General features: G+C 44.9%; 18 protein-coding genes and 1 tRNA gene. 14 read left to right on the top strand and 5 right to left on the bottom strand.

Features of this window, described 5'->3' with window-relative positions; all coding sequences use genetic code 11:
- Positions 1-64: 64 nt before the first annotated feature.
- The 3 genes from ABIX36_RS05910 (at position 65) to ABIX36_RS05900 (ending at position 3,977) form a co-directional block, all read left to right on the top strand.
- Positions 65-877 (top strand): DUF3822 family protein, encoded by an 813-nt coding sequence (locus ABIX36_RS05910; protein WP_348081233.1) that lies wholly within the window; start codon positions 65-67, stop codon positions 875-877.
- Positions 853-1,401 (top strand): 16S rRNA (guanine(966)-N(2))-methyltransferase RsmD, encoded by a 549-nt coding sequence (rsmD, locus tag ABIX36_RS05905; protein WP_348081232.1) that lies wholly within the window; start codon positions 853-855, stop codon positions 1,399-1,401. Before ABIX36_RS05910 ends, rsmD begins: the two co-directional genes overlap by 25 nt.
- A gap of 227 nt (positions 1,402-1,628) precedes the next feature.
- The gene (locus tag ABIX36_RS05900; protein WP_348081231.1) at positions 1,629-3,977 is read left to right on the top strand and encodes an alpha-L-rhamnosidase C-terminal domain-containing protein; all 2,349 of its coding nucleotides are present in this window, start codon (positions 1,629-1,631) and stop codon (positions 3,975-3,977) included.
- On the opposite strand, the gene ABIX36_RS05895 is transcribed toward ABIX36_RS05900, so the two are convergent.
- Positions 3,974-4,726: a DeoR/GlpR family DNA-binding transcription regulator gene (locus ABIX36_RS05895; protein ID WP_348081230.1), complete on the bottom strand. Its 753-nt coding sequence runs from the start codon at positions 4,724-4,726 to the stop codon at positions 3,974-3,976. The two genes, ABIX36_RS05900 and ABIX36_RS05895, sit on opposite strands and share 4 nt — an antisense overlap.
- A 60-nt stretch (positions 4,727-4,786) precedes the next feature.
- Here ABIX36_RS05895 and nudK point away from each other — a divergent pair, with 60 nt between their 5' ends.
- The 4 genes from nudK to coaD all read left to right on the top strand — a co-directional run bounded on the left by nudK (position 4,787) and on the right by coaD (position 7,328).
- Complete coding sequence (gene nudK, locus ABIX36_RS05890) at positions 4,787-5,365, top strand: GDP-mannose pyrophosphatase NudK (RefSeq protein WP_348081229.1); 579 nt, start codon at positions 4,787-4,789, stop codon at positions 5,363-5,365.
- A complete protein-coding gene (locus ABIX36_RS05885; protein WP_348081228.1) occupies positions 5,362-5,736 on the top strand; it encodes a DUF4406 domain-containing protein in 375 nt (124 codons plus the stop codon). Before nudK ends, ABIX36_RS05885 begins: the two co-directional genes overlap by 4 nt.
- Positions 5,737-5,811: 75 nt before the next feature.
- On the top strand, positions 5,812-6,822 hold the full coding sequence (locus tag ABIX36_RS05880) for a hypothetical protein (protein ID WP_348081227.1): 1,011 nt from the start codon (positions 5,812-5,814) through the stop codon (positions 6,820-6,822).
- 44 nt (positions 6,823-6,866) lie between these two features.
- The gene (gene coaD / locus ABIX36_RS05875; RefSeq protein ID WP_128534952.1) at positions 6,867-7,328 is read left to right on the top strand and encodes a pantetheine-phosphate adenylyltransferase; all 462 of its coding nucleotides are present in this window, start codon (positions 6,867-6,869) and stop codon (positions 7,326-7,328) included.
- Here the strand turns inward: coaD and ABIX36_RS05870 are convergent.
- Positions 7,303-7,935: an NUDIX domain-containing protein gene (locus ABIX36_RS05870; RefSeq protein WP_348081226.1), complete on the bottom strand. Its 633-nt coding sequence runs from the start codon at positions 7,933-7,935 to the stop codon at positions 7,303-7,305. The two genes, coaD and ABIX36_RS05870, sit on opposite strands and share 26 nt — an antisense overlap.
- On the opposite strand from ABIX36_RS05870, the gene pyrE reads away from it, so the two are divergent.
- The 7 genes from pyrE to ABIX36_RS05835 all read left to right on the top strand — a co-directional run bounded on the left by pyrE (position 7,934) and on the right by ABIX36_RS05835 (position 14,952).
- Positions 7,934-8,575 carry an orotate phosphoribosyltransferase gene (gene pyrE / locus ABIX36_RS05865; protein ID WP_348081225.1) on the top strand — a complete coding sequence of 214 codons (642 nt, stop codon included), beginning with the start codon at positions 7,934-7,936 and terminating at the stop codon, positions 8,573-8,575. The two genes, ABIX36_RS05870 and pyrE, sit on opposite strands and share 2 nt — an antisense overlap.
- A gap of 3 nt (positions 8,576-8,578) precedes the next feature.
- The gene (locus ABIX36_RS05860; protein WP_348081224.1) at positions 8,579-8,974 is read left to right on the top strand and encodes an SRPBCC family protein; all 396 of its coding nucleotides are present in this window, start codon (positions 8,579-8,581) and stop codon (positions 8,972-8,974) included.
- 505 nt (positions 8,975-9,479) lie between these two features.
- Positions 9,480-11,108 carry an ATP-binding cassette domain-containing protein gene (locus ABIX36_RS05855; RefSeq protein ID WP_348081223.1) on the top strand — a complete coding sequence of 543 codons (1,629 nt, stop codon included), beginning with the start codon at positions 9,480-9,482 and terminating at the stop codon, positions 11,106-11,108.
- A gap of 30 nt (positions 11,109-11,138) precedes the next feature.
- Positions 11,139-11,954 (top strand): carboxypeptidase-like regulatory domain-containing protein, encoded by an 816-nt coding sequence (locus tag ABIX36_RS05850; RefSeq protein ID WP_348081222.1) that lies wholly within the window; start codon positions 11,139-11,141, stop codon positions 11,952-11,954.
- A 58-nt stretch (positions 11,955-12,012) separates the two neighbouring features.
- Positions 12,013-12,088 (top strand) — tRNA-Lys (locus ABIX36_RS05845).
- A 609-nt stretch (positions 12,089-12,697) separates the two neighbouring features.
- Positions 12,698-13,987 carry a serine hydrolase gene (locus ABIX36_RS05840; RefSeq protein ID WP_348081221.1) on the top strand — a complete coding sequence of 430 codons (1,290 nt, stop codon included), beginning with the start codon at positions 12,698-12,700 and terminating at the stop codon, positions 13,985-13,987.
- Positions 13,988-14,055: 68 nt separating this feature from the next.
- Positions 14,056-14,952 carry an SRPBCC family protein gene (locus ABIX36_RS05835; RefSeq protein ID WP_348081220.1) on the top strand — a complete coding sequence of 299 codons (897 nt, stop codon included), beginning with the start codon at positions 14,056-14,058 and terminating at the stop codon, positions 14,950-14,952.
- 103 nt (positions 14,953-15,055) lie between these two features.
- On the opposite strand, the gene ABIX36_RS05830 is transcribed toward ABIX36_RS05835, so the two are convergent.
- From ABIX36_RS05830 to rplT, 3 genes are all read right to left on the bottom strand, one after another.
- Positions 15,056-16,099, bottom strand: coding sequence for a cellulase family glycosylhydrolase (locus tag ABIX36_RS05830; protein WP_348081219.1), 1,044 nt, complete (start codon positions 16,097-16,099; stop codon positions 15,056-15,058).
- Between the two features lie 588 nt (positions 16,100-16,687).
- On the bottom strand, positions 16,688-17,065 hold the full coding sequence (locus ABIX36_RS05825; RefSeq protein WP_348081218.1) for a hypothetical protein: 378 nt from the start codon (positions 17,063-17,065) through the stop codon (positions 16,688-16,690).
- A 101-nt stretch (positions 17,066-17,166) separates the two neighbouring features.
- A complete protein-coding gene (gene rplT, locus ABIX36_RS05820) occupies positions 17,167-17,511 on the bottom strand; it encodes a 50S ribosomal protein L20 (RefSeq protein WP_128535117.1) in 345 nt (114 codons plus the stop codon).
- Positions 17,512-17,528: the final 17 nt, after the last annotated feature.

Genomic DNA, 17,528 nt, shown 5'->3' with positions numbered 1-17,528 from the left:
GCAAAAATGCTGATAAGTATCTTAATTAAGTACTGCGAAAAAATATTACTTTTGTTAAACCTGCATGAGCGAGCATAACTACAAATACACCGACGAGCAACTGAGCCTTAACGAGGCCGCTAACTACAATTTGTTATTACAAGTTGATCCGCATAGCTTTAGTTACGCTATTGCCTATAAAAAGAAGCTTTTAGCCTGGGCCGAAAATTGTCCGCTTGGCGAGTTAGCTAATCCCCAGGAACTACAGGAGGTTTTAACGGCCAACTACAAACAGGTAATTACCGGCTTAACATCCGGTGCCTTTACTCTAATGCCCGAGGCATTGTTTGATAACGAGTACGCCGCCAATATTGCCCGCCTGCTGGATGTTGCCGAAACCGACAGTGTTTACGCGCAGCCTCTGGACAGCAAAAACACCATTATTTACAAGGTTGACCAAACCGCTTCCGCCGCGCAGGGCGTTTTTGAGAATGAAACCATTGTATACCGGGCAAAAGGCTGGATAATCGCCGTTGCCAACAACTACCCCACCAGCACCGATCTTTACCTGAATATTGAGAACGGTACGGTAGAAATTTTGAATTTCAACTACGATAAACTGCGTTTTTACAACCTGTTCCCCTATAAAAACCACGAGGAACTGGCCTATTTCAGCGCCTTTGTTGCTGATGAGTTGGGAATGAGTCCCGAAAGCCTCACCTTGGTGCTTAGCGGCGATGTAAATGCCTCTGATAAAAGCTTTACCTACCTGGCAGAGTTTTTTGGCAAGGTGAAAATAAACGATACCCAAGTACTTGTATTGCCCGAGCAGGTTGTTCCTCACAAAATACTCAGCCTTGCCGCTTTATCGCTATGCGCATCATCGGAGGAAAACTAAAGGGACTGCGGCTTAACCCGCCAAAGAATCTGCCCGTACGCCCAACCACCGATATGGCCAAGGAGGCGCTCTTTAATATCCTGCTCAATCAAATAGAGTTTGAAGATATCACCGTGCTCGACCTTTTTAGCGGCACGGGAAACATCTCCATGGAATTTGCCTCGCGCGGAGCCGCACAGGTAACCAGTGTAGACCGCAGCCAGCAATGTGTTTTTTATTTGAAGGATACCACCCGCCAGCACGGCTTAACCCAGGTACAAACCTTTAAAGCCGATGTATTTAAATACCTGGAGATGGAAACCGAGCAATACGACCTTATATTTGCCGACCCGCCTTACGACCTCAATAAGATCCCCGAGATCCCCAAAATAGTTTTCGCAAAAAACCTGCTGAAACCAGATGGTTTGCTTATTGTGGAGCACCAATCTATGCAGAATCTGAGCAACCACCCTGCTTTTGTAGAGCAGCGTAAGTACGGGCATTCTTCCTTTTCCTTTTTTAAGTCAGCGGAGCTGTCTGTCTGAATCAGAATTGGCAGAATTTTAGAATCACAGAATGCTTTGCCACGCATGGTAAGGTTAGATGAGAATAAGCCGCAGTAGCATTATAAATAAAAGGCTTTAAATTGCATAGGAGTTCTTATTCTGAAATCCTCTAATTCTGTGAATTCTGATTCAAATAAAATATTTCATTTTGCTAAATCGATTTATCAAATCTTTTCTTATTATTGTCAATCCAATTCATAATCTCCATGAGAGCCTTATATACATTACTATTATTAGTTTTTTCGGTTCAATTCTCTGTTGCGCAAACAGCCGGTACACCTGTCGCCCCAAAACAATGGCACTCGTACTGGATAGCCGCGCAGGGCGACAACGGTACCAGCTACGGCGTTTTCTATTTCAGGAAGAATATTGAACTGGCTGCAAAGCCGGGTTCTTTCGTTGTGCACGTATCGGCAGATAACCGCTATAAGCTGTATGTGAACGGTAAGCTGGTTTCGCTGGGCCCCGCGCGCGGCGATACTTATTACTGGAACTATGAAACGGTAGACCTCGCCCCGTATCTCTCGGCGGGAAAAAACACCGTAGCCGCACTGGTTTGGAACGAGGCTAATTATAGTCCCGCGGCGCAGATCAGTGTACGTACAGGTTTTATTTTGCAGGGCAATTCACCAACAGAGGAAATACTGAATACGAATGATACCTGGAAAGGAATACGAGATATTGGCCATCAGCCCGTTCCGGGTTACTTTTTTGCTGCCAGCAAAGGCGAGATGGTAGATATGAATAAGGCTGTTAAAGGCGATTGGACGGCCCCGGCATTTGTTGATGCTGCCTGGCCGTCGACCTCGAAACTGGCCGATGGAAGGGCTAAAGGCACGGCTTGGGGAATAGAATGGGCGTTGGTGCCTTCTTCGCTCCCGGCAAGGGATATGGTGTACCAACGCCTCGTTAAAGTGCGCCATGCCGTTAGTGTAAACGCGCCGACTGCATTTCCTGCGGAAAAAGCACCAGTAACCATTCCGGCAAACACATTTGCAACCTTAATACTCGACCAAACTTTTTTAACAAACGCATACGTCACCTTAAATTTTAGCGGTGGCAAGGATGCCGGGATCTCCCTTGGCTATGCGGAATCGCTCTATAAAAAAGGCAGCAACGGCGTTATTAAAGGTAACCGTAATGATGTGGAAGGAAAAGAATTTGTAGCGAGGGTAGACAGCCTTACAGCAGACGGGAGCGCGGAGCAATCGTTCACTACATTAAACTTTCGTACGTACCGGTATATCAGACTCATCGTTAGAACCAAAGATGAGCCGCTGGTTATTGACGATCTCTACGGCACTTTTACCGGTTATCCGTTTAAACGCACCGCTGTTTTAAATACCGATAATACCGAATTGACGAAAATGCTGGATATCGGCTGGCTAACGGCAAGGCTTAACGCCTGGGAAACCTATACCGACTGCCCTTACTACGAGCAACTGCAATACATTGGCGATACCCGCATCCAAGCCATGGTATCCTACTACAACACCAGCGACGACCGGCTGGCGCGTAATGCCCTCAACCAGATGGATCATTCGCGCTTACCGGAAGGCATCACCGCCAGTTGCTACCCCTCAAGGGGCACGCAGGTGATCTCTCCATTCTCGTTGTGGTACATCGGGATGCTGCACGATTACTGGATGTACCGCGGCGACAACGATTTTATCCGTAACAAACTCCTTGGCGAACGCGGCGTGCTGGATTTTTTCAGCAAGTACCAACAGGCGGATGGTTCGCTAAAAGACACCCCTTATTGGGCCTTTGTGGACTGGGCGGGCAATATGGCCGGCGGTATAAACGGCAAGGACGGCAGCGCTGCCATTTACGATCTGCAGTTACTGTTAGCATATCAATGGGCGGCAGACATGGAAGCAAAAATTGGCCTGGCCGATTATACCAAGCTATACAAGCAAAAAGCTACACAGTTAAAAGTTACCATACAGCGCAAATATTGGGTCGCTGCTAAAAACTTATATGCCGATAACATAGGAAAAAGAGCTTACTCGCAACATGCCAACTCATTGGCGATACTAACCGGTATGGTTAGCGGCACTACCATGCAAGCCGTGGCAAATGGCCTATTGAAAGATACCAGCTTAACCCAATGCTCGGTTTACTTTAAATATTACCTGAACCAGGCGTTGGTGAAGGCCGGTTTGGGCAACGATTACATGAATTGGCTGGGCATCTACCGCGAAAATATGGCCATGGGCCTTACTACCTGGGCCGAATACTCGGACGTAAACACCTCCCGCTCAGATTGCCATGCCTGGGGCGCAAGCCCAAACATTGAGTTTTTCAGAACGGTATTAGGGATAGACAGTTATGCGCCGGGTTTTAGCAAAGTAAAGATAGAACCGCATTTAGGTATGCTTACCGATATCAGCGGCGAGATTCCGCACCCTAACGGTAAAGTTGCCGCCGGTTATAAATTGGAGAAGGGCAAGTGGACGATAAATATCAGCCTACCAAAAGCAACAACAGGAATGTTTGTGTGGAAGGCAAAGCAATACCCTTTAAAAGCCGGCAACAACTCATTTGTGATTTAAAATCGTTCGAAGAGCAGCGCTATGCCCTGCTCTTCGAACCCGGCGAGTTTATCCGCACTTGCGTTGGTGACGACGGCATTAATAAGATCGAGCCCGGCAAAGTTTAAATAGGTTTCCTTACCGATCTTTGCCGCGTCGCACAGCATATAAGTATAAGCGCTATTGGTAGCGAAGGTGGTGGTGATACCCGCCTCTTTCTCACTGTTGGCAAAAAGACCGTTAAGGGAGATCCCATCTACCCCTAAGAACGCTTTGGTTGCGCGATATTTGGCAATGTGCTCATTGGCGGTTGTGCCGTGTATGGCCTGCCGTTCGGCATCCAGCTCGCCACCTATAATATTAAGACTCACAGCGCTATCCTGTAATTCATAAACTACAGGCAACGAGTTTGTTATTACCTTTATCCTCTTGTTTTTAATGAACTGGCACAGGCGGAAAACGGTGCTACCACAGTCCATAAAAATGATATCGCCATCCTGTATCTGCGCTGCGGCTACGCGGCAAATGGCGTCTTTTACGGCTGCGTTCTGCGCGGTTTTGTTGGCGAAGGTATGCGGCTTTTCGTTTGGATTTACTTTAACGGCCCCTCCGTGCGTACGATAAAGCAGACCGTCGGCAGCCAGTTGGTTTAGGTCGCGCCGGGCGGTGATCTCTGATATGGCAAGCTCTGTAGCCAGTTTTTTTATATCTACTTCGCCCTGCTTTTCCAGCTCCACCAATATTTTTTGCTTCCTTTTTTGAAAGTTCATTTTATTTGCATTAATTTGTTCAAATATAATCAATATCAATCATAATTGGTCATTTTGTAAATGAAAAATATCAATATACTTAAAACCGAGATCCTTTCCGATAACTGGTACACGCTCAGGAAACTTACCTTTGAGGCTACCCAAAATGATGGCACCACCATTACGCAGGTACGCGAAGCTTACGACCGCGGTAACGGCGCTACCATACTGCTTTATAACAAGCTGCAAGGTACAGTCATTCTCACCAAACAATTTAGGATCCCAACATACATTAATGGAAATGAAGACGGCATGATGATAGAGTGCTGTGCCGGTTTACTGGATGATGATAACCCGGAGGAATGCATCAGGCGCGAAACGGAAGAGGAAACGGGGTATAAATTATCATCGGCAAAAAAGGTATTTGAGGTGTACATGTCGCCCGGTTCGGTTACCGAGATCCTTCATTTTTTTGTTGCCGAATACGCCAGCGGTATGAAGGTGAACGAAGGCGGTGGCGCCGCTGATGAACACGAGAACATAGAGGTAATGGAACTGCCTTTTGCGGACGCTTTAGCGATGATCAAAACCGGGGCGATCCGCGATGCCAAGACCATAATGCTTTTACAATACGCACAGATCAATAATTTACTATCATGAAAAAATCCTTAACAATCCTTATTGCAGGCCCCTATCGCTCCGGCACCAATGACGACCCGATTCTGATGGCACAAAACTTACAGCGTATGGAAGAAGCTGCTTTACCCTTATTCCGTGCGGGGCATATTCCTATCATTGGCGAATGGTTTGCGCTGCCCTTACTAAAGCAAGCAGGTTGTAAATACGCCGGTGATGAAATTTATGAAGAGATCTCCTATCCTATTGCCCGCCGCTTAATTACCCGTTGTGATGCCATTTTGAGAATTGAAGGCGCATCCAAAGGCGCCGATGGCGATGTGAAGTTTGCAGAAGGTATAGGGTTGAAAGTCTATTATAGTTTGGATGATATTTTAAACTGTATCGAAGCCTGACCCCATTATTTGTTAAAACATTAGCACGGAAAGCATTTTTTTCATTCCTTTATTTAAAACACATCTAACTCAGTAATGAAAAAAAGCTTTGCCCTCATTTTATTTGCCTTTATAACCTGTATCGTTTTTCAAAGCTGCTATCTCGGCGGCAACCGAACCTGGGCTAACGACCATATAGACGAGAGCGTACGCACCGAGATCCACGCGCTGAACAAAAAACTTTTCCAAGCATTTATGGCCAGAGATATAGCGGCAGGGAAACAACTAATGTCGCCCGCGCTGCTTGCGCAAACGGGCGTAAAAATTGATACCATCATTAATGCCGTAGGCGAGTCATTCCAGGCCGCGAATTATGATGTTATAGACGAATATTACACGAAAAACACCACTACCGGCATCAACACTGTGCTACCATCCAACAAGGGTAATAATAACGATTACACGCTTAATTATACGGCATTAAACAAGGAGATGTACGTTTCGCTACTGGCACCCAAAGGCCTTTCGGTAAACTGTATGATATTGGCTATTTACGGCAAGTATGATGATGGCTGGAAAGTAAACATCCTGCATGTTGGTGAATATACTATTTTGGGCAAAACCGCCCCCGATTATTACGCCGAGGCACTAAAGCTTTATAATAAAGGAAGTATAATTGATGCAGCTAATACAATGTTTATGGCGGCCGAGTTGAGGGCACCGGGCGATAAGTACCTTACCTATAAAGTGCAAACTCAAATGCAGCCTTTTTATAACAAGATGCTCGATGAGGCCAACACCAAATATAAATTCCCGGTAAGTCTAACGCAGGTGAAAACTGCACCGAAGGTTTTTGCTATCAGTCCGCAATTTTTAGGCGAAGAGCAATACAAAGGCGTATACCCTATCATTAAATACCAATCGGCCATAAATATTGCCGATACAGTAGCCCTGAAGGTAGAGAACAACGCAATACAGAAAGTTATCGGCGGCACATTTAAAGGGATTGACGAAGATAAGGCTTATGTAATTTACCAGGCCTTTAACCAAATACCCGATGGCAAAACCTTGGTAAAGCATTATGGCTTCATACAAAAATTAAAATAAGGATAATAAAGTATCGCTTATATTTGCCTGCGTAAATCCCGCTTATGAAAATTGCGCTCTTCCCCGGTTCGTTCGATCCTGTTACCAAGGCCCACGTGGATATTGTAAAACGGAGCGTAAGTCTGTTTGATAAGCTTTACATTGGTATAGGGGTAAATACCAATAAACAAGGCCTGCTTAGCGTAGGCAAGCGCGAAGATATGCTGCGAGCTGTTTTCGCTCATGATGAACGCATCCATGTTATCGCTTACGAAGGCCTTACCGTAAATTTTTGCAAAAGCATTGGCGCCGACTATATGATCCGCGGGATACGTACCGTAAGCGATTTTGAATACGAAAAAGCCATCGCCCAGATGAACCACGCCCTGGAGCCCGAAATTGAAAGCATTTTTATTGTGAGCAAGCCGGGCTACTCGTCTATCAGTTCCAGCATCGTACGCGAAATTATCCGCTACAACGGCGATGTTACTCAGTTTATGCCTAAAGAGGCACTTCCCTTTCTTTAATCAGCTCCGCTTTTTCCAATACATCCATAATAGATGGGAAAGTATTGCTTACAATGGCAGCCACCTGTTCGCGGTTAAAAAAGCGCACGGCGGTAATGCCTTCTTCTATTTGTGGTACCAATTTGGCTTTGCCTTTATGTTTCATTAAATACCAATGTGTTTTCTTTAACACGGTATTGCCTTTCCATTGGTACATGTGGTAAGTTTTGCAGATCTTATCTTCCATCTTGCTTACCTTGATACCGCACTCCTCCTCTACTTCGCGCACGGCGGCAACTTTGGTTTTCTCACCTTTTTCTATTTTTCCTTTGGGCAGGTCCCATTTTTCGTTCCGATAGATGAACAAGTGGGTACCATCCTCATGCTGCACCAAACCGCCCGCAGCCTCTACCAACTTAACCGTTTTGGTCGCTTTTTTAAGGAAATCCTTCGAGTCATCCGTCAGCACATAAAAGTACGCTCCGGGATGATTATCCACCCACGGATAAATTAATTTCAGATCAAAATGCTCAGCATCAATCTGTTGAAATTTTTCTGTTTGCTCAGGCGCCTCAGCGGTTAGCAAAATCACTTTTTCGTTAATATAAATTCTGTATTTTTGAGCCATGTTTACCAATAGTGAGACCGAACAGCAGGTTGCCGAGTTCCTGCTGCAAATTAAAGCAATAAAATTACAACCTAATAATCCTTTTACATGGGCCTCGGGATGGAAATCGCCAATTTACTGCGATAACCGTATCACCCTTTCTTTCCCTACTATCCGTACCTATATCAGGCAGCAATTATCATCTGTTATCCAGGAGAAATTTGGTGCTGTGGGCTGTATAGCCGGTGTAGCTACCGCGGGTATCCCACAGGGGGCATTGGTAGCCCAGGAATTGGGTTTGCCGTTTATTTATGTTCGTGCTAAAGCAAAAGAACATGGCACAGGCAGCTTAATAGAGGGCGAAATATCAACCGATAAACGCGTTGTGGTACTTGAGGACCTTATTTCTACAGGTAAAAGCAGCTTACAGGCTGTTGCCGCCCTGCGCGATGCCGGTTATAACGTTGCAGGCCTGGCTGCCATATTCAGCTACGGTTTCGACCTGGCGGAAGAGAATTTTAAAAATGCAAAATGTCCGTTCGTAACTTTATCTAACTACAGCGCTCTACTGAAGTACGCCCAAGAGAAGCAATATATTTCTGAAAGCGATATAGCAATATTAAAAAAATGGCGTGAAGAGCCGTCAACCTGGGGACAATAACACATGAGTGTATTTGAGAGTAAAGTGCTGGTAAAAAAACCGGTAAGCGATGTGTACGCCTTCCTGGCAGATATGAATAATCATGGCAAGCTAATGCCCGAGAACGTGATTGGCTGGACATCGGACGCCGACGTGGCGAGTTTTGAGATCCAAAACATCACTAAGCTAAGCCTCAAAATACACCACCGGATAACTAATCGTGAAATCATCATTATCCCTGCCGAAAAACCACCGTTCGATATGGAGTTGAAATGGCTGCTCGCCGAGAGCGGTGCCGATACAGAAGCCACCTTTACCATAACAGCTAACTTAAACATGCTGATGAAAATGATGGCATCGGGCCCGTTACAAAAGCTTGCAGAAAACGAAACCCAAAGACTAACTGAGATTTTCAGCTGATCTTTGGGCTTGCTTGGGGGCACAAAGTGTATTATATGATATTAATATACTTCTCGTTCTTGGTTGTTGCGCAAGGCCATCACAATGTTGATGACAACTAAACAGATAATCACAGATCCCATAACTTTTAAATAAAATCGGTTTAAATTAAGTACACTCTTACAATTACAAGTCAAAGGCTGTTCCAAAAAGGTAGATTGGTTTATGTGTTTAATAACGACCTAAAAATACATTTAGTTTTCAATATCAAAAGTAATTTGTGTAATAAGTTACACACAAAACATCACTTTTTGGGGAATTTCAGCAGGAACCTTAAAAAACTTTTTTCTTAGCAATCTACGGATGATTTTTATGCTAAATGCGAGGATTTTTAGCTGAATTTTTATCGAAATTAAAAGTGTACTATTCACACGCATTAAAATCTCTTCATGTTAGCAATACACTACACATATTCATGCTAATAAATTAAGTATTTAACCGTATTTTTGCCGAAATTATAAGTGCAATGATCACGGTTTCTAATCTATCCCTTCGTTATGGCAAACGCACGCTGTTCGAAGACGTCAATCTTAAGTTTACACAGGGTAACTGCTATGGTATAATCGGCGCAAACGGCGCGGGTAAGTCAACTTTTTTAAAAATACTATCAAAAGAGATCGATCCAAGCAGCGGATCGGTGAGTTTTACGCCTGGTGAACGCATGGCTGTGCTAAGCCAAAACCACTACGCTTTTGATGAGTACACCGTTTTGGAAACCGTTATGATGGGGCACAAAGAGATGTACGCCGTGATGAAGGAAAAAGACGCCATTTACCTGAAGGAGGATTTTACCGATGCCGACGGCGAACGCGCCGGCGAACTGGAAAACCTGTTCGCGGAAATGGATGGCTGGAACGCAGAAAGCAATGCCGCTACCCTACTGAGCAACTTGGGTATTAAAGAGCAATTCCATTACCAACTGGTAAAAGATCTGGATAACACCCAAAAAGTACGTGTGCTGTTAGCGCAGGCTTTATTTGGCAAACCCGATATTTTGCTGCTGGATGAGCCTACCAACGATTTGGATATCCACACCGTTACCTGGCTGGAAGATTTCCTGGCATCGTACGAGGCCATTGTTTTGGTGGTATCGCACGACAGGCACTTCCTGGATACCGTTTGTACCCACGTGGTGGATATCGACTTCTCTAAAATGACCATTTATACCGGTAACTACACATTCTGGTACGAATCGAGCCAACTGGCGCTGAAACAACGCAGCGACCAGAATAAGAAAACCGAGGACCGCGTGAAAGAACTGCAGGAATTTATCCGCCGCTTTAGCGCCAACGCATCAAAATCAAAACAAGCTACCAGTCGTAAAAAGGCTTTGGATAAAATAAACCTGGATGAGATCCAACCATCAAACCGCAAGTATCCGGGCATTATCTTCAACAATCTTGGCCGCGAGGCAGGCGACCAGATATTGCAGGTTGAGAAGCTGAGTAAAAGCCTCAATGGCGAGGTGTTGTTCTCAAACATAAACCTGTTGGTAAACAAAGGCGATAAAATTGCCATCCTTTCCAACAACAGCTTGGCAACATCGGCCCTGTACGATATTTTAACCGGCCGCGACAATGATTACAAAGGCACCTTTAAATGGGGGGTTACCATTAACGCTGCCGATATCCCTATCGACAACGCTGAATACTTTAAGGGTAAAGACATGAACCTGATCGACTGGTTGCGCGAGTATTCGCCAGGCGAAAAGGACGATCAGTTCATCCGCGGTTTTTTAGGCCGGATGCTTTTCAGCGGCGAAGAAGTGTTGAAGAAAAGCAACGTACTATCGGGTGGTGAGAAGATGCGCTGCATGTTTAGCCGTATGATGCTGCAACAAGCCAACCTATTGATGTTTGATGAACCAACCAACCACCTCGATCTGGAATCGATCACAGCGCTTAATAATGGCCTGAAAGACTTCCGTGGCACTATCCTGTTCACCTCACGGGATCATGAACTGGTGGAAACCGTTGCAACCCGTATCATTGAGATAACACCGGGCGGCGTAATAGATAAACTAATGACTTACGACGAATACATCAACAGTGATGTAGTACAAAAACAACGCGAAGAAATGTATGCTTTGGCGTAACTATTTTCTGTTTTGATCCGTCTTGCAAGTATGAAATATTTAGGTTTTGTTGTCCTGTTTGTTTTTACAGCATTATTTGCCAATGCGCAGGTGTTTGATGGCATTGTAAAAGATGGGAAAACCAACCAGCCCCTGCCCTATGTTAACGTAGGGATTATTGGCAAGGCGATAGGTACCGTTTCTGACGCGGAGGGTAAATACAGTATTTCCTTAACAGGTCGTGATGCCGACAGCTTGCGTATTTCGATGATAGGCTATCGCCCGCAATCGTTTTTAGTTGCCGATTTCAGAAAAGAGTACGGCACCTATAAAATTATCAGCCTACAGCCCGATCTGCGCGAAATAAAGGAGGTGCGTGTTACCAACCACAAATGGAAACAGGTGGTGTTGGGTAATACCACCAAATCGCAATCTACCAATGCAGGGTTCACCAGCAATAAGCTGGGTAACGAGATCGGTGCCATCATTAAAATAAAACGTGCGCCGAGTTACCTTAAACAATTCAACGCTTCAATAGCCGGCGATGTCACCGATTCCGTAAAGCTTCGTCTTAACTTTTACACGGTGAAGGATGGTTTGCCCGATAAGCCCCTACAGCTGCAAAGCATTTTTGTTACCTTAAAAAAAGGCGACAAAAAAATAGCCGTAGACCTTGAACCCTATTTTATAGTGGTGGAGGATAAGTTTTTTGTAAGCTTGGAATGGATCCAAAACTCGCGCGGGCACGGCATTATGTTTTCGGCAAGTTTGTTTAGCAGCGCTGTGATATCGCGCGAAACCAGCCAGGCAAAATGGGAAAAAGAAGGTATAGCAGGTGTAGGGTTTAATGTGCTGGCAGAGTATTAAGTACAAATCCATTTTGTAACATCACATAAAGGCGTATATTTGCAACCCGGAAAAAAACGACTTGGTAGCTCAGCCGGTAGAGCAACTGACTCTTAATCAGTGGGTCGAGAGTTCGATCCTCTCCCAGGTCACCATATTAAAAAGCCTTTCAACTTACGTTGGGAGGCTTTTTTTCATGCCTTTTTTTGCAGGGTGTTCCACTTTTAAATGTGGAACACTTATTTTTAAAACAATATTGACCATCAGCGTTTTACAGTTTTTAGTGAAACACTTTGGAACACCCCTGTACGTTAAGTAATCTTTATAAGTTTCTGACAATAAAGCGTTTAACCAGAATAGAAATTCAACTCAAAACAAGATGAAACACTTTTTTTGGCACACCCTATGTCAGTTGCCTCAGCGCAATTTGGTGAAATCCGAATGGCCTCTTGATAAAATAGATAGATCCGAAAAATTATTGGGATGTGTTTGTTTGGTGTATATTTAGCGTATGACAACTACTGGCGGTTGACTCACCCTCCCAACAATAGTTGGGCCTACTCTGTTCGACCCTCTCTACCTGCGGTAAAGAGGGTTAAAAATACTGGAAAAAATAGCGATGGGTTTCAAACCCATCGCTATAGTGAAATACACCTCCTCACCCTCTTTGCGAAGCAGAGAGGGTCGACGCACATAGTGCCGTCGGGGTGAGTCCACTGCGAGCGGTTCACCACTATAAATCGATATACCTGTTCAACAATAATATGATTCAACTTAAGGCCATTTGCCAAGATCAATTTAACAAAATACCAGCATTAGTGATGTTTTTTATGCTAATAACCGGCATCTCCGTCTCGGCACAACAAACAGACACGGTATTTTTAAAGAAGATGCTTCAATCGCACCCCGAACTTTTCAGCGGCATCCTCAACCACCCTACCCAAAACGAAGTGCAGATACTGTACACGCAGATAGACCGCGATAAAAACAACGTACCGCACTTTACTACCTACAGTTATCGCCTGAATGCAAATCGATACTTCTACCCTGCCAGCACGGTAAAACTGCCGACCGCCATCTTCGCCTTGGAGAAAATAAACGAGCTTGGCCTAAAAAAACTAAAGGCTGCCGACATGATCACAGATAGCGCTTTCACAGGGCAAAGCAAAGTACTTACGGATACCTCGTCGCTAACGGGGCTGCCATCGGTTAATAATTACATCAAAAAAATACTGCTGGTAAGCGATAATGATGCGTACAACCGCCTTTATGAATTTATTGGCCGCGACGAGATCAACAAAAAACTAAAGAAATATGAATTGAACAATACCCGCATTATTGGTCGTTTAGCCGTTGGCGATGGTGGTGAAAGTGCCCGCAATACCAACCCGGTAAGCTTTTACGATGGCAAAAAACTACTCTACAGCAAGCCGCTGATGCGCGACAGCCTTAATTACCCCATGACGCTGGAGAATATGATACAAGGCAAAGGCTACCTCAACCGTAAAGACAGCCTCATTCTGCAGCCCTTCAGCTTTGCTAATTTGAACGTTTATACCATCGAAAACCAGCAAATGGTATTGCGCCGGTTATTATTCCCGGAGACTTTCCCGGCAGCGCAGCGCTTTAATCTCACAAAAGATGATTACAAGTTCATTTACAAATACATGAGTATGTTCCCGACGGAAAACAGTAAACCGACTTACAGCCCACCCGAATACTACCCCGCGTACTGCAAGTTCCTTTATTATGGCAGCGATAGCCTCGCGGTAATAAACCCCGATGTGCGGATCTTCAATAAGATAGGCGATTCGTATGGGTACGATATTGATAACGCTTACATTATAGATACTAAAAACAAGGTAGAGTTTATGCTGAGCGCCGTAGTGCAATCCAACGAGGACGGCATCCTGAACGATAATAAATACGAATACAAAACCGCGTGCCTGCCCTTTATGAAAAACCTTGGCCGGGTAATTATGCAGTACGAATTAACACGCCCTAAAAAGCACCTCCCCGACCTGTCGAAATTTAAATTTGTTTACACTAAGTGAATTTTATTTAACTAAAAGCAAACTTCGGGCTATTGTAGCTGTTAAATGGGGAAACAATTATTACCTATATGACAACAGCTACCATAAACAGATATAAAGGCCCGGCAAAAGACCAGGGCGAAAGCATCAATTTATCCAGCGCTGAGCGCACACTGTCAATAGCCGGCGGCACTAAACTGGCGCTGTCCGGCCTAAAAGGCATTTTCAAAAGTCCCTTTGCAAGCATCATTAAAATTGGCGCTGGCGGCTACCTGCTTAACCGCGGTATCACCGGGCATTGCGCGCTATACTCAGGTATGGGCCGTAACAGTACCGAGCCGGTGAACGTAAACATCCGTTCGTCGTACTTTATCAATAAGCCAAGGCAGGAGGTTTATAATTTCTGGCGCAAACTGGATAACCTCCCCCTGTTTATGAAACACCTTAAAAGTGTGGAACTGATTGACGATAAACGCTCTCATTGGGTGCTAAAATTGCCATTGGGTGTACCTGCAGTGAGTTGGGATGCCGAAATTGTACACGACGACCCGGGTTATATAATAGGTTGGAGTTCACTTCCCGATTCATTGATAGATAATGCAGGTAAAGTGCGCTTCAAGGACAACCCGGATGGGCATGGCACTTTGGTAGATATCACTATCTCCTACCGCCCGCCGGTTGGCGGTTTCGGTGGCGGCATTGCACACATCTTAAACCCGGTGTTTAAAAACATGGTTGATAACGATGTACGTAACTTTAAACAATATATGGACATTGAAGGCGGCTACTCCACTTTCGAAGAACCGGATGCCTATGTAATAGAGGGTATTATTATTGAAGAAGAAGAAGAGCCCTTTAATTACCAGGAAGCTGCAAGCCAGGATGAGTTTAAGCCTGATGCAGAACAGGACAATACCTCTACTCCCGCAGGAGATGAAGTAGAGAAGCAAAGGCAATGGCCAAACGCGGAGGGGAATAATTATTAGATAGAATAACGTGCCTGCGCTCCTTTAAAATAGCGTGCACTTAGTTTAAAAGAGGCTGTATCATTTGTGTGATACAGCTTCTTTTAGTTTACAGCAAAATTAGTTACAATCCCCAGCCGTATCGTATCCTCGAAACGCCGGAAGCATTGGTGGTCGTCATGGTAATACTGGTGCCCGACCCTCCTCGTCTTTGTATGCTATACGTATCATCATCGCGCAAACCGGGCCAGTAAACGCTGGCAACGCCATCGTTTCTGAACACATTACACGAGCCCACAATGTAAGCCACTTCGTTATCTGATTGCGAGCCGTTATAATTCTTACCTGTAGTCATGGTAGCTCCGTACTCGGTAACAACCGTGCGGTTTTTATAGCTCCCCATCCGGCTGCGCCAGTCAGCTTCCCAGCCGGCAGTAGTACGGGTTGCCCAGTAGGCGTAGTTGTGCAAGGCCAGCAAGCAGCTTGTGAAACGGCTATCGGCGCCCACACCAGTAACATTTTCCGAATAGCCTGTACCGGATAATATTATCCGCCCTTTAGGTACGGTGGGGTACCTGGTCAAAAATTCGGCATATATGGTGGTAAGCTGGGCAAGTGTGTAGCCGTGCGGCTCGTTAAATACTTCAAAGTACACGTTGTTATTGCTGCCATACTTGTTTACCACTGTTTGCCACATCGCCCAAAACTGTGTAGTATTATCAATGATTCCATCTTTAGAAGATGCCCCCTCCCAGCAGCCTAAAATCACTTTCATATTTTTACTGAGCGCGCGATCGATAGCGCCGGTATAGGCCCCCCACCACGATTCCAGCACACTTGGCGGGTTTATAGGCAACCGCACCGTGTTCGCACCCGCGATATTGGTTTGAAAACCACTGAGTACAGCATTGGCCTTTGCCGAAACTGTTGTGTAGGAATCTGAAGCCGTAAGGCCCGATGGGATCACCCAGCCATCTACAAAATTATCGCGCCCGTCGGCCCAGTTTACCCCGGCAATACCTGCTGCACCAACAGCGTTAACTGTAACATTTTCGGTTACGGGCACTTCGGGCACAACATTGGCGGGTGCAACATTGTCTTTTTTAGAACATCCGGCCAGCAAATAACTTAATGCACAGGCAAACAGGATCAAAATTTGTTTTTTCATGAAATTTGATTTATTGGTTTATAATGCGGTAAAAGTATCATTATAACTACCTGACAGTGAGTGGCAAATCCATAATAAACAGGGGGCAGACCGGGCTGGTGGAGGGGATTATCGCCTTTAGTTGGTTTATGCGCGGTTGTCCATCACACTTTGATAGCATACGACACACGTCAGTTATCTTGCATCGGGCCACAAGCAGGGCACTGCGATAGCGAGGACTACAAATTACATGTTTATTTAACGGGAGATGTTTTAATTAGTACCGATGTGCGTTAGGGATTGCAGTGAAAACCCGCAGCCGCGATGGACGCTGTCGGGGCCTGGCGAGGATTTGCAACGGAAAGCCCGGGCCGCAGGCAACGCCTATAGAGCTTAGTTAAAAAACTACTTTGTCAGATGATGAGCAGCGTGCAGGAAAGAGCCAACGGGCGAAGAAAAATCTTGTTAGATAAGCAAGGCGGAAAAGTTTGTCGCCACTTTGCATATCTAACAACATTCCTCCCTCGTACCTCGGTTCGGAATGACATCGGGGTAAAGCGGAAAACCATACTAAGTACTCGTCGCAGATGAGCGCAAGTGGAATTGTTTTTATCTAACAATCTTGATTTTATCATACCTAAAAATCCGTGCTGCATCTCCCCTGCCTTTGGCGGGGTTATAATTTTCAGGATAGCCTTTTTCCAGATAAAAATGTCCGGTAATTTTAACTTTCAAAACATGCGTCCCGTCTACCTGCTTATCAGCATCTTTTAACTTATCGTTCGCTGGCTCCAGATAAATATATTCTCTCTGTGGTTTGTTGATATTGCTGTTATTGATAACCCATTGTGCACAAGTGCAGCCCACATATCCGTAAGTAACGGTAATAGTGACTGTTTTCTTTTCCAATTTCTCCTGGGACGTTGCTGTCGTGTTTTTGAATGAAACGAGTGACACCGCTAATACAATGATTTTTAAGACTTTCATTGGTTTAAGTTTTAAACAAGATAGCATATAAAATTCGCCTAAACAAAAAACGGCCTCCGATTACTCGAAGGCCGTTTTTAATATATTTAAAGAATTACTTCTTATTTCACTGCATCAATAACTGCTTTGAAAGCATCTGGATGGTTCATGGCTAAATCGGCTAATACTTTACGGTTTAAACCGATTTCTTTAGCGGCTAATTTGCCTATTAATTGTGAATAAGAAATTCCGTGCTGGCGGGCACCGGCGTTGATACGCTGGATCCATAAAGCTCTGAATTCTCTTTTCTTGGTTTTACGGTCACGGTAAGCGTACTGTAAACCTTTTTCTACTGTGTTTTTAGCAACGGTATAAACCTTGCTGCGTGATCCCCAATAACCTTTGGCGAGGATCATGATCCTTTTTCGGCGTCTTCTCGACGCGACTGCGTTAACTGAACGTGGCATGTGTTGTTGTTTTTGGT

Source organism: Mucilaginibacter sp. (assembly GCF_039925265.1).
Classification (GTDB): domain Bacteria; phylum Bacteroidota; class Bacteroidia; order Sphingobacteriales; family Sphingobacteriaceae; genus Mucilaginibacter.
The sequence above is the reverse complement of the archived record's forward strand: the minus strand, read 5'-3'. Positions and strand labels throughout refer to the sequence as shown.

Excerpts from the sequence above, each read along its gene's own strand:
- ABIX36_RS05910 (WP_348081233.1), top strand. The coding sequence starts at position 65 with ATGAGCGAGCATAACTACAAATACACCGACGAGCAACTGAGCCTTAAC.
- rsmD (WP_348081232.1), top strand. The coding sequence starts at position 853 with ATGCGCATCATCGGAGGAAAACTAAAGGGACTGCGGCTTAACCCGCCA.
- ABIX36_RS05900 (WP_348081231.1), top strand. The coding sequence starts at position 1,629 with ATGAGAGCCTTATATACATTACTATTATTAGTTTTTTCGGTTCAATTC.
- ABIX36_RS05895 (WP_348081230.1), bottom strand. The coding sequence starts at position 4,726 with ATGAACTTTCAAAAAAGGAAGCAAAAAATATTGGTGGAGCTGGAAAAG.
- nudK (WP_348081229.1), top strand. The coding sequence starts at position 4,787 with ATGAAAAATATCAATATACTTAAAACCGAGATCCTTTCCGATAACTGG.
- ABIX36_RS05885 (WP_348081228.1), top strand. The coding sequence starts at position 5,362 with ATGAAAAAATCCTTAACAATCCTTATTGCAGGCCCCTATCGCTCCGGC.
- ABIX36_RS05880 (WP_348081227.1), top strand. The coding sequence starts at position 5,812 with ATGAAAAAAAGCTTTGCCCTCATTTTATTTGCCTTTATAACCTGTATC.
- coaD (WP_128534952.1), top strand. The coding sequence starts at position 6,867 with ATGAAAATTGCGCTCTTCCCCGGTTCGTTCGATCCTGTTACCAAGGCC.
- pyrE (WP_348081225.1), top strand. The coding sequence starts at position 7,934 with ATGTTTACCAATAGTGAGACCGAACAGCAGGTTGCCGAGTTCCTGCTG.
- ABIX36_RS05870 (WP_348081226.1), bottom strand. The coding sequence starts at position 7,935 with ATGGCTCAAAAATACAGAATTTATATTAACGAAAAAGTGATTTTGCTA.
- ABIX36_RS05860 (WP_348081224.1), top strand. The coding sequence starts at position 8,579 with ATGAGTGTATTTGAGAGTAAAGTGCTGGTAAAAAAACCGGTAAGCGAT.
- ABIX36_RS05855 (WP_348081223.1), top strand. The coding sequence starts at position 9,480 with ATGATCACGGTTTCTAATCTATCCCTTCGTTATGGCAAACGCACGCTG.
- ABIX36_RS05850 (WP_348081222.1), top strand. The coding sequence starts at position 11,139 with ATGAAATATTTAGGTTTTGTTGTCCTGTTTGTTTTTACAGCATTATTT.
- ABIX36_RS05840 (WP_348081221.1), top strand. The coding sequence starts at position 12,698 with ATGATTCAACTTAAGGCCATTTGCCAAGATCAATTTAACAAAATACCA.
- ABIX36_RS05835 (WP_348081220.1), top strand. The coding sequence starts at position 14,056 with ATGACAACAGCTACCATAAACAGATATAAAGGCCCGGCAAAAGACCAG.
- ABIX36_RS05830 (WP_348081219.1), bottom strand. The coding sequence starts at position 16,099 with ATGAAAAAACAAATTTTGATCCTGTTTGCCTGTGCATTAAGTTATTTG.
- ABIX36_RS05825 (WP_348081218.1), bottom strand. The coding sequence starts at position 17,065 with ATGAAAGTCTTAAAAATCATTGTATTAGCGGTGTCACTCGTTTCATTC.
- rplT (WP_128535117.1), bottom strand. The coding sequence starts at position 17,511 with ATGCCACGTTCAGTTAACGCAGTCGCGTCGAGAAGACGCCGAAAAAGG.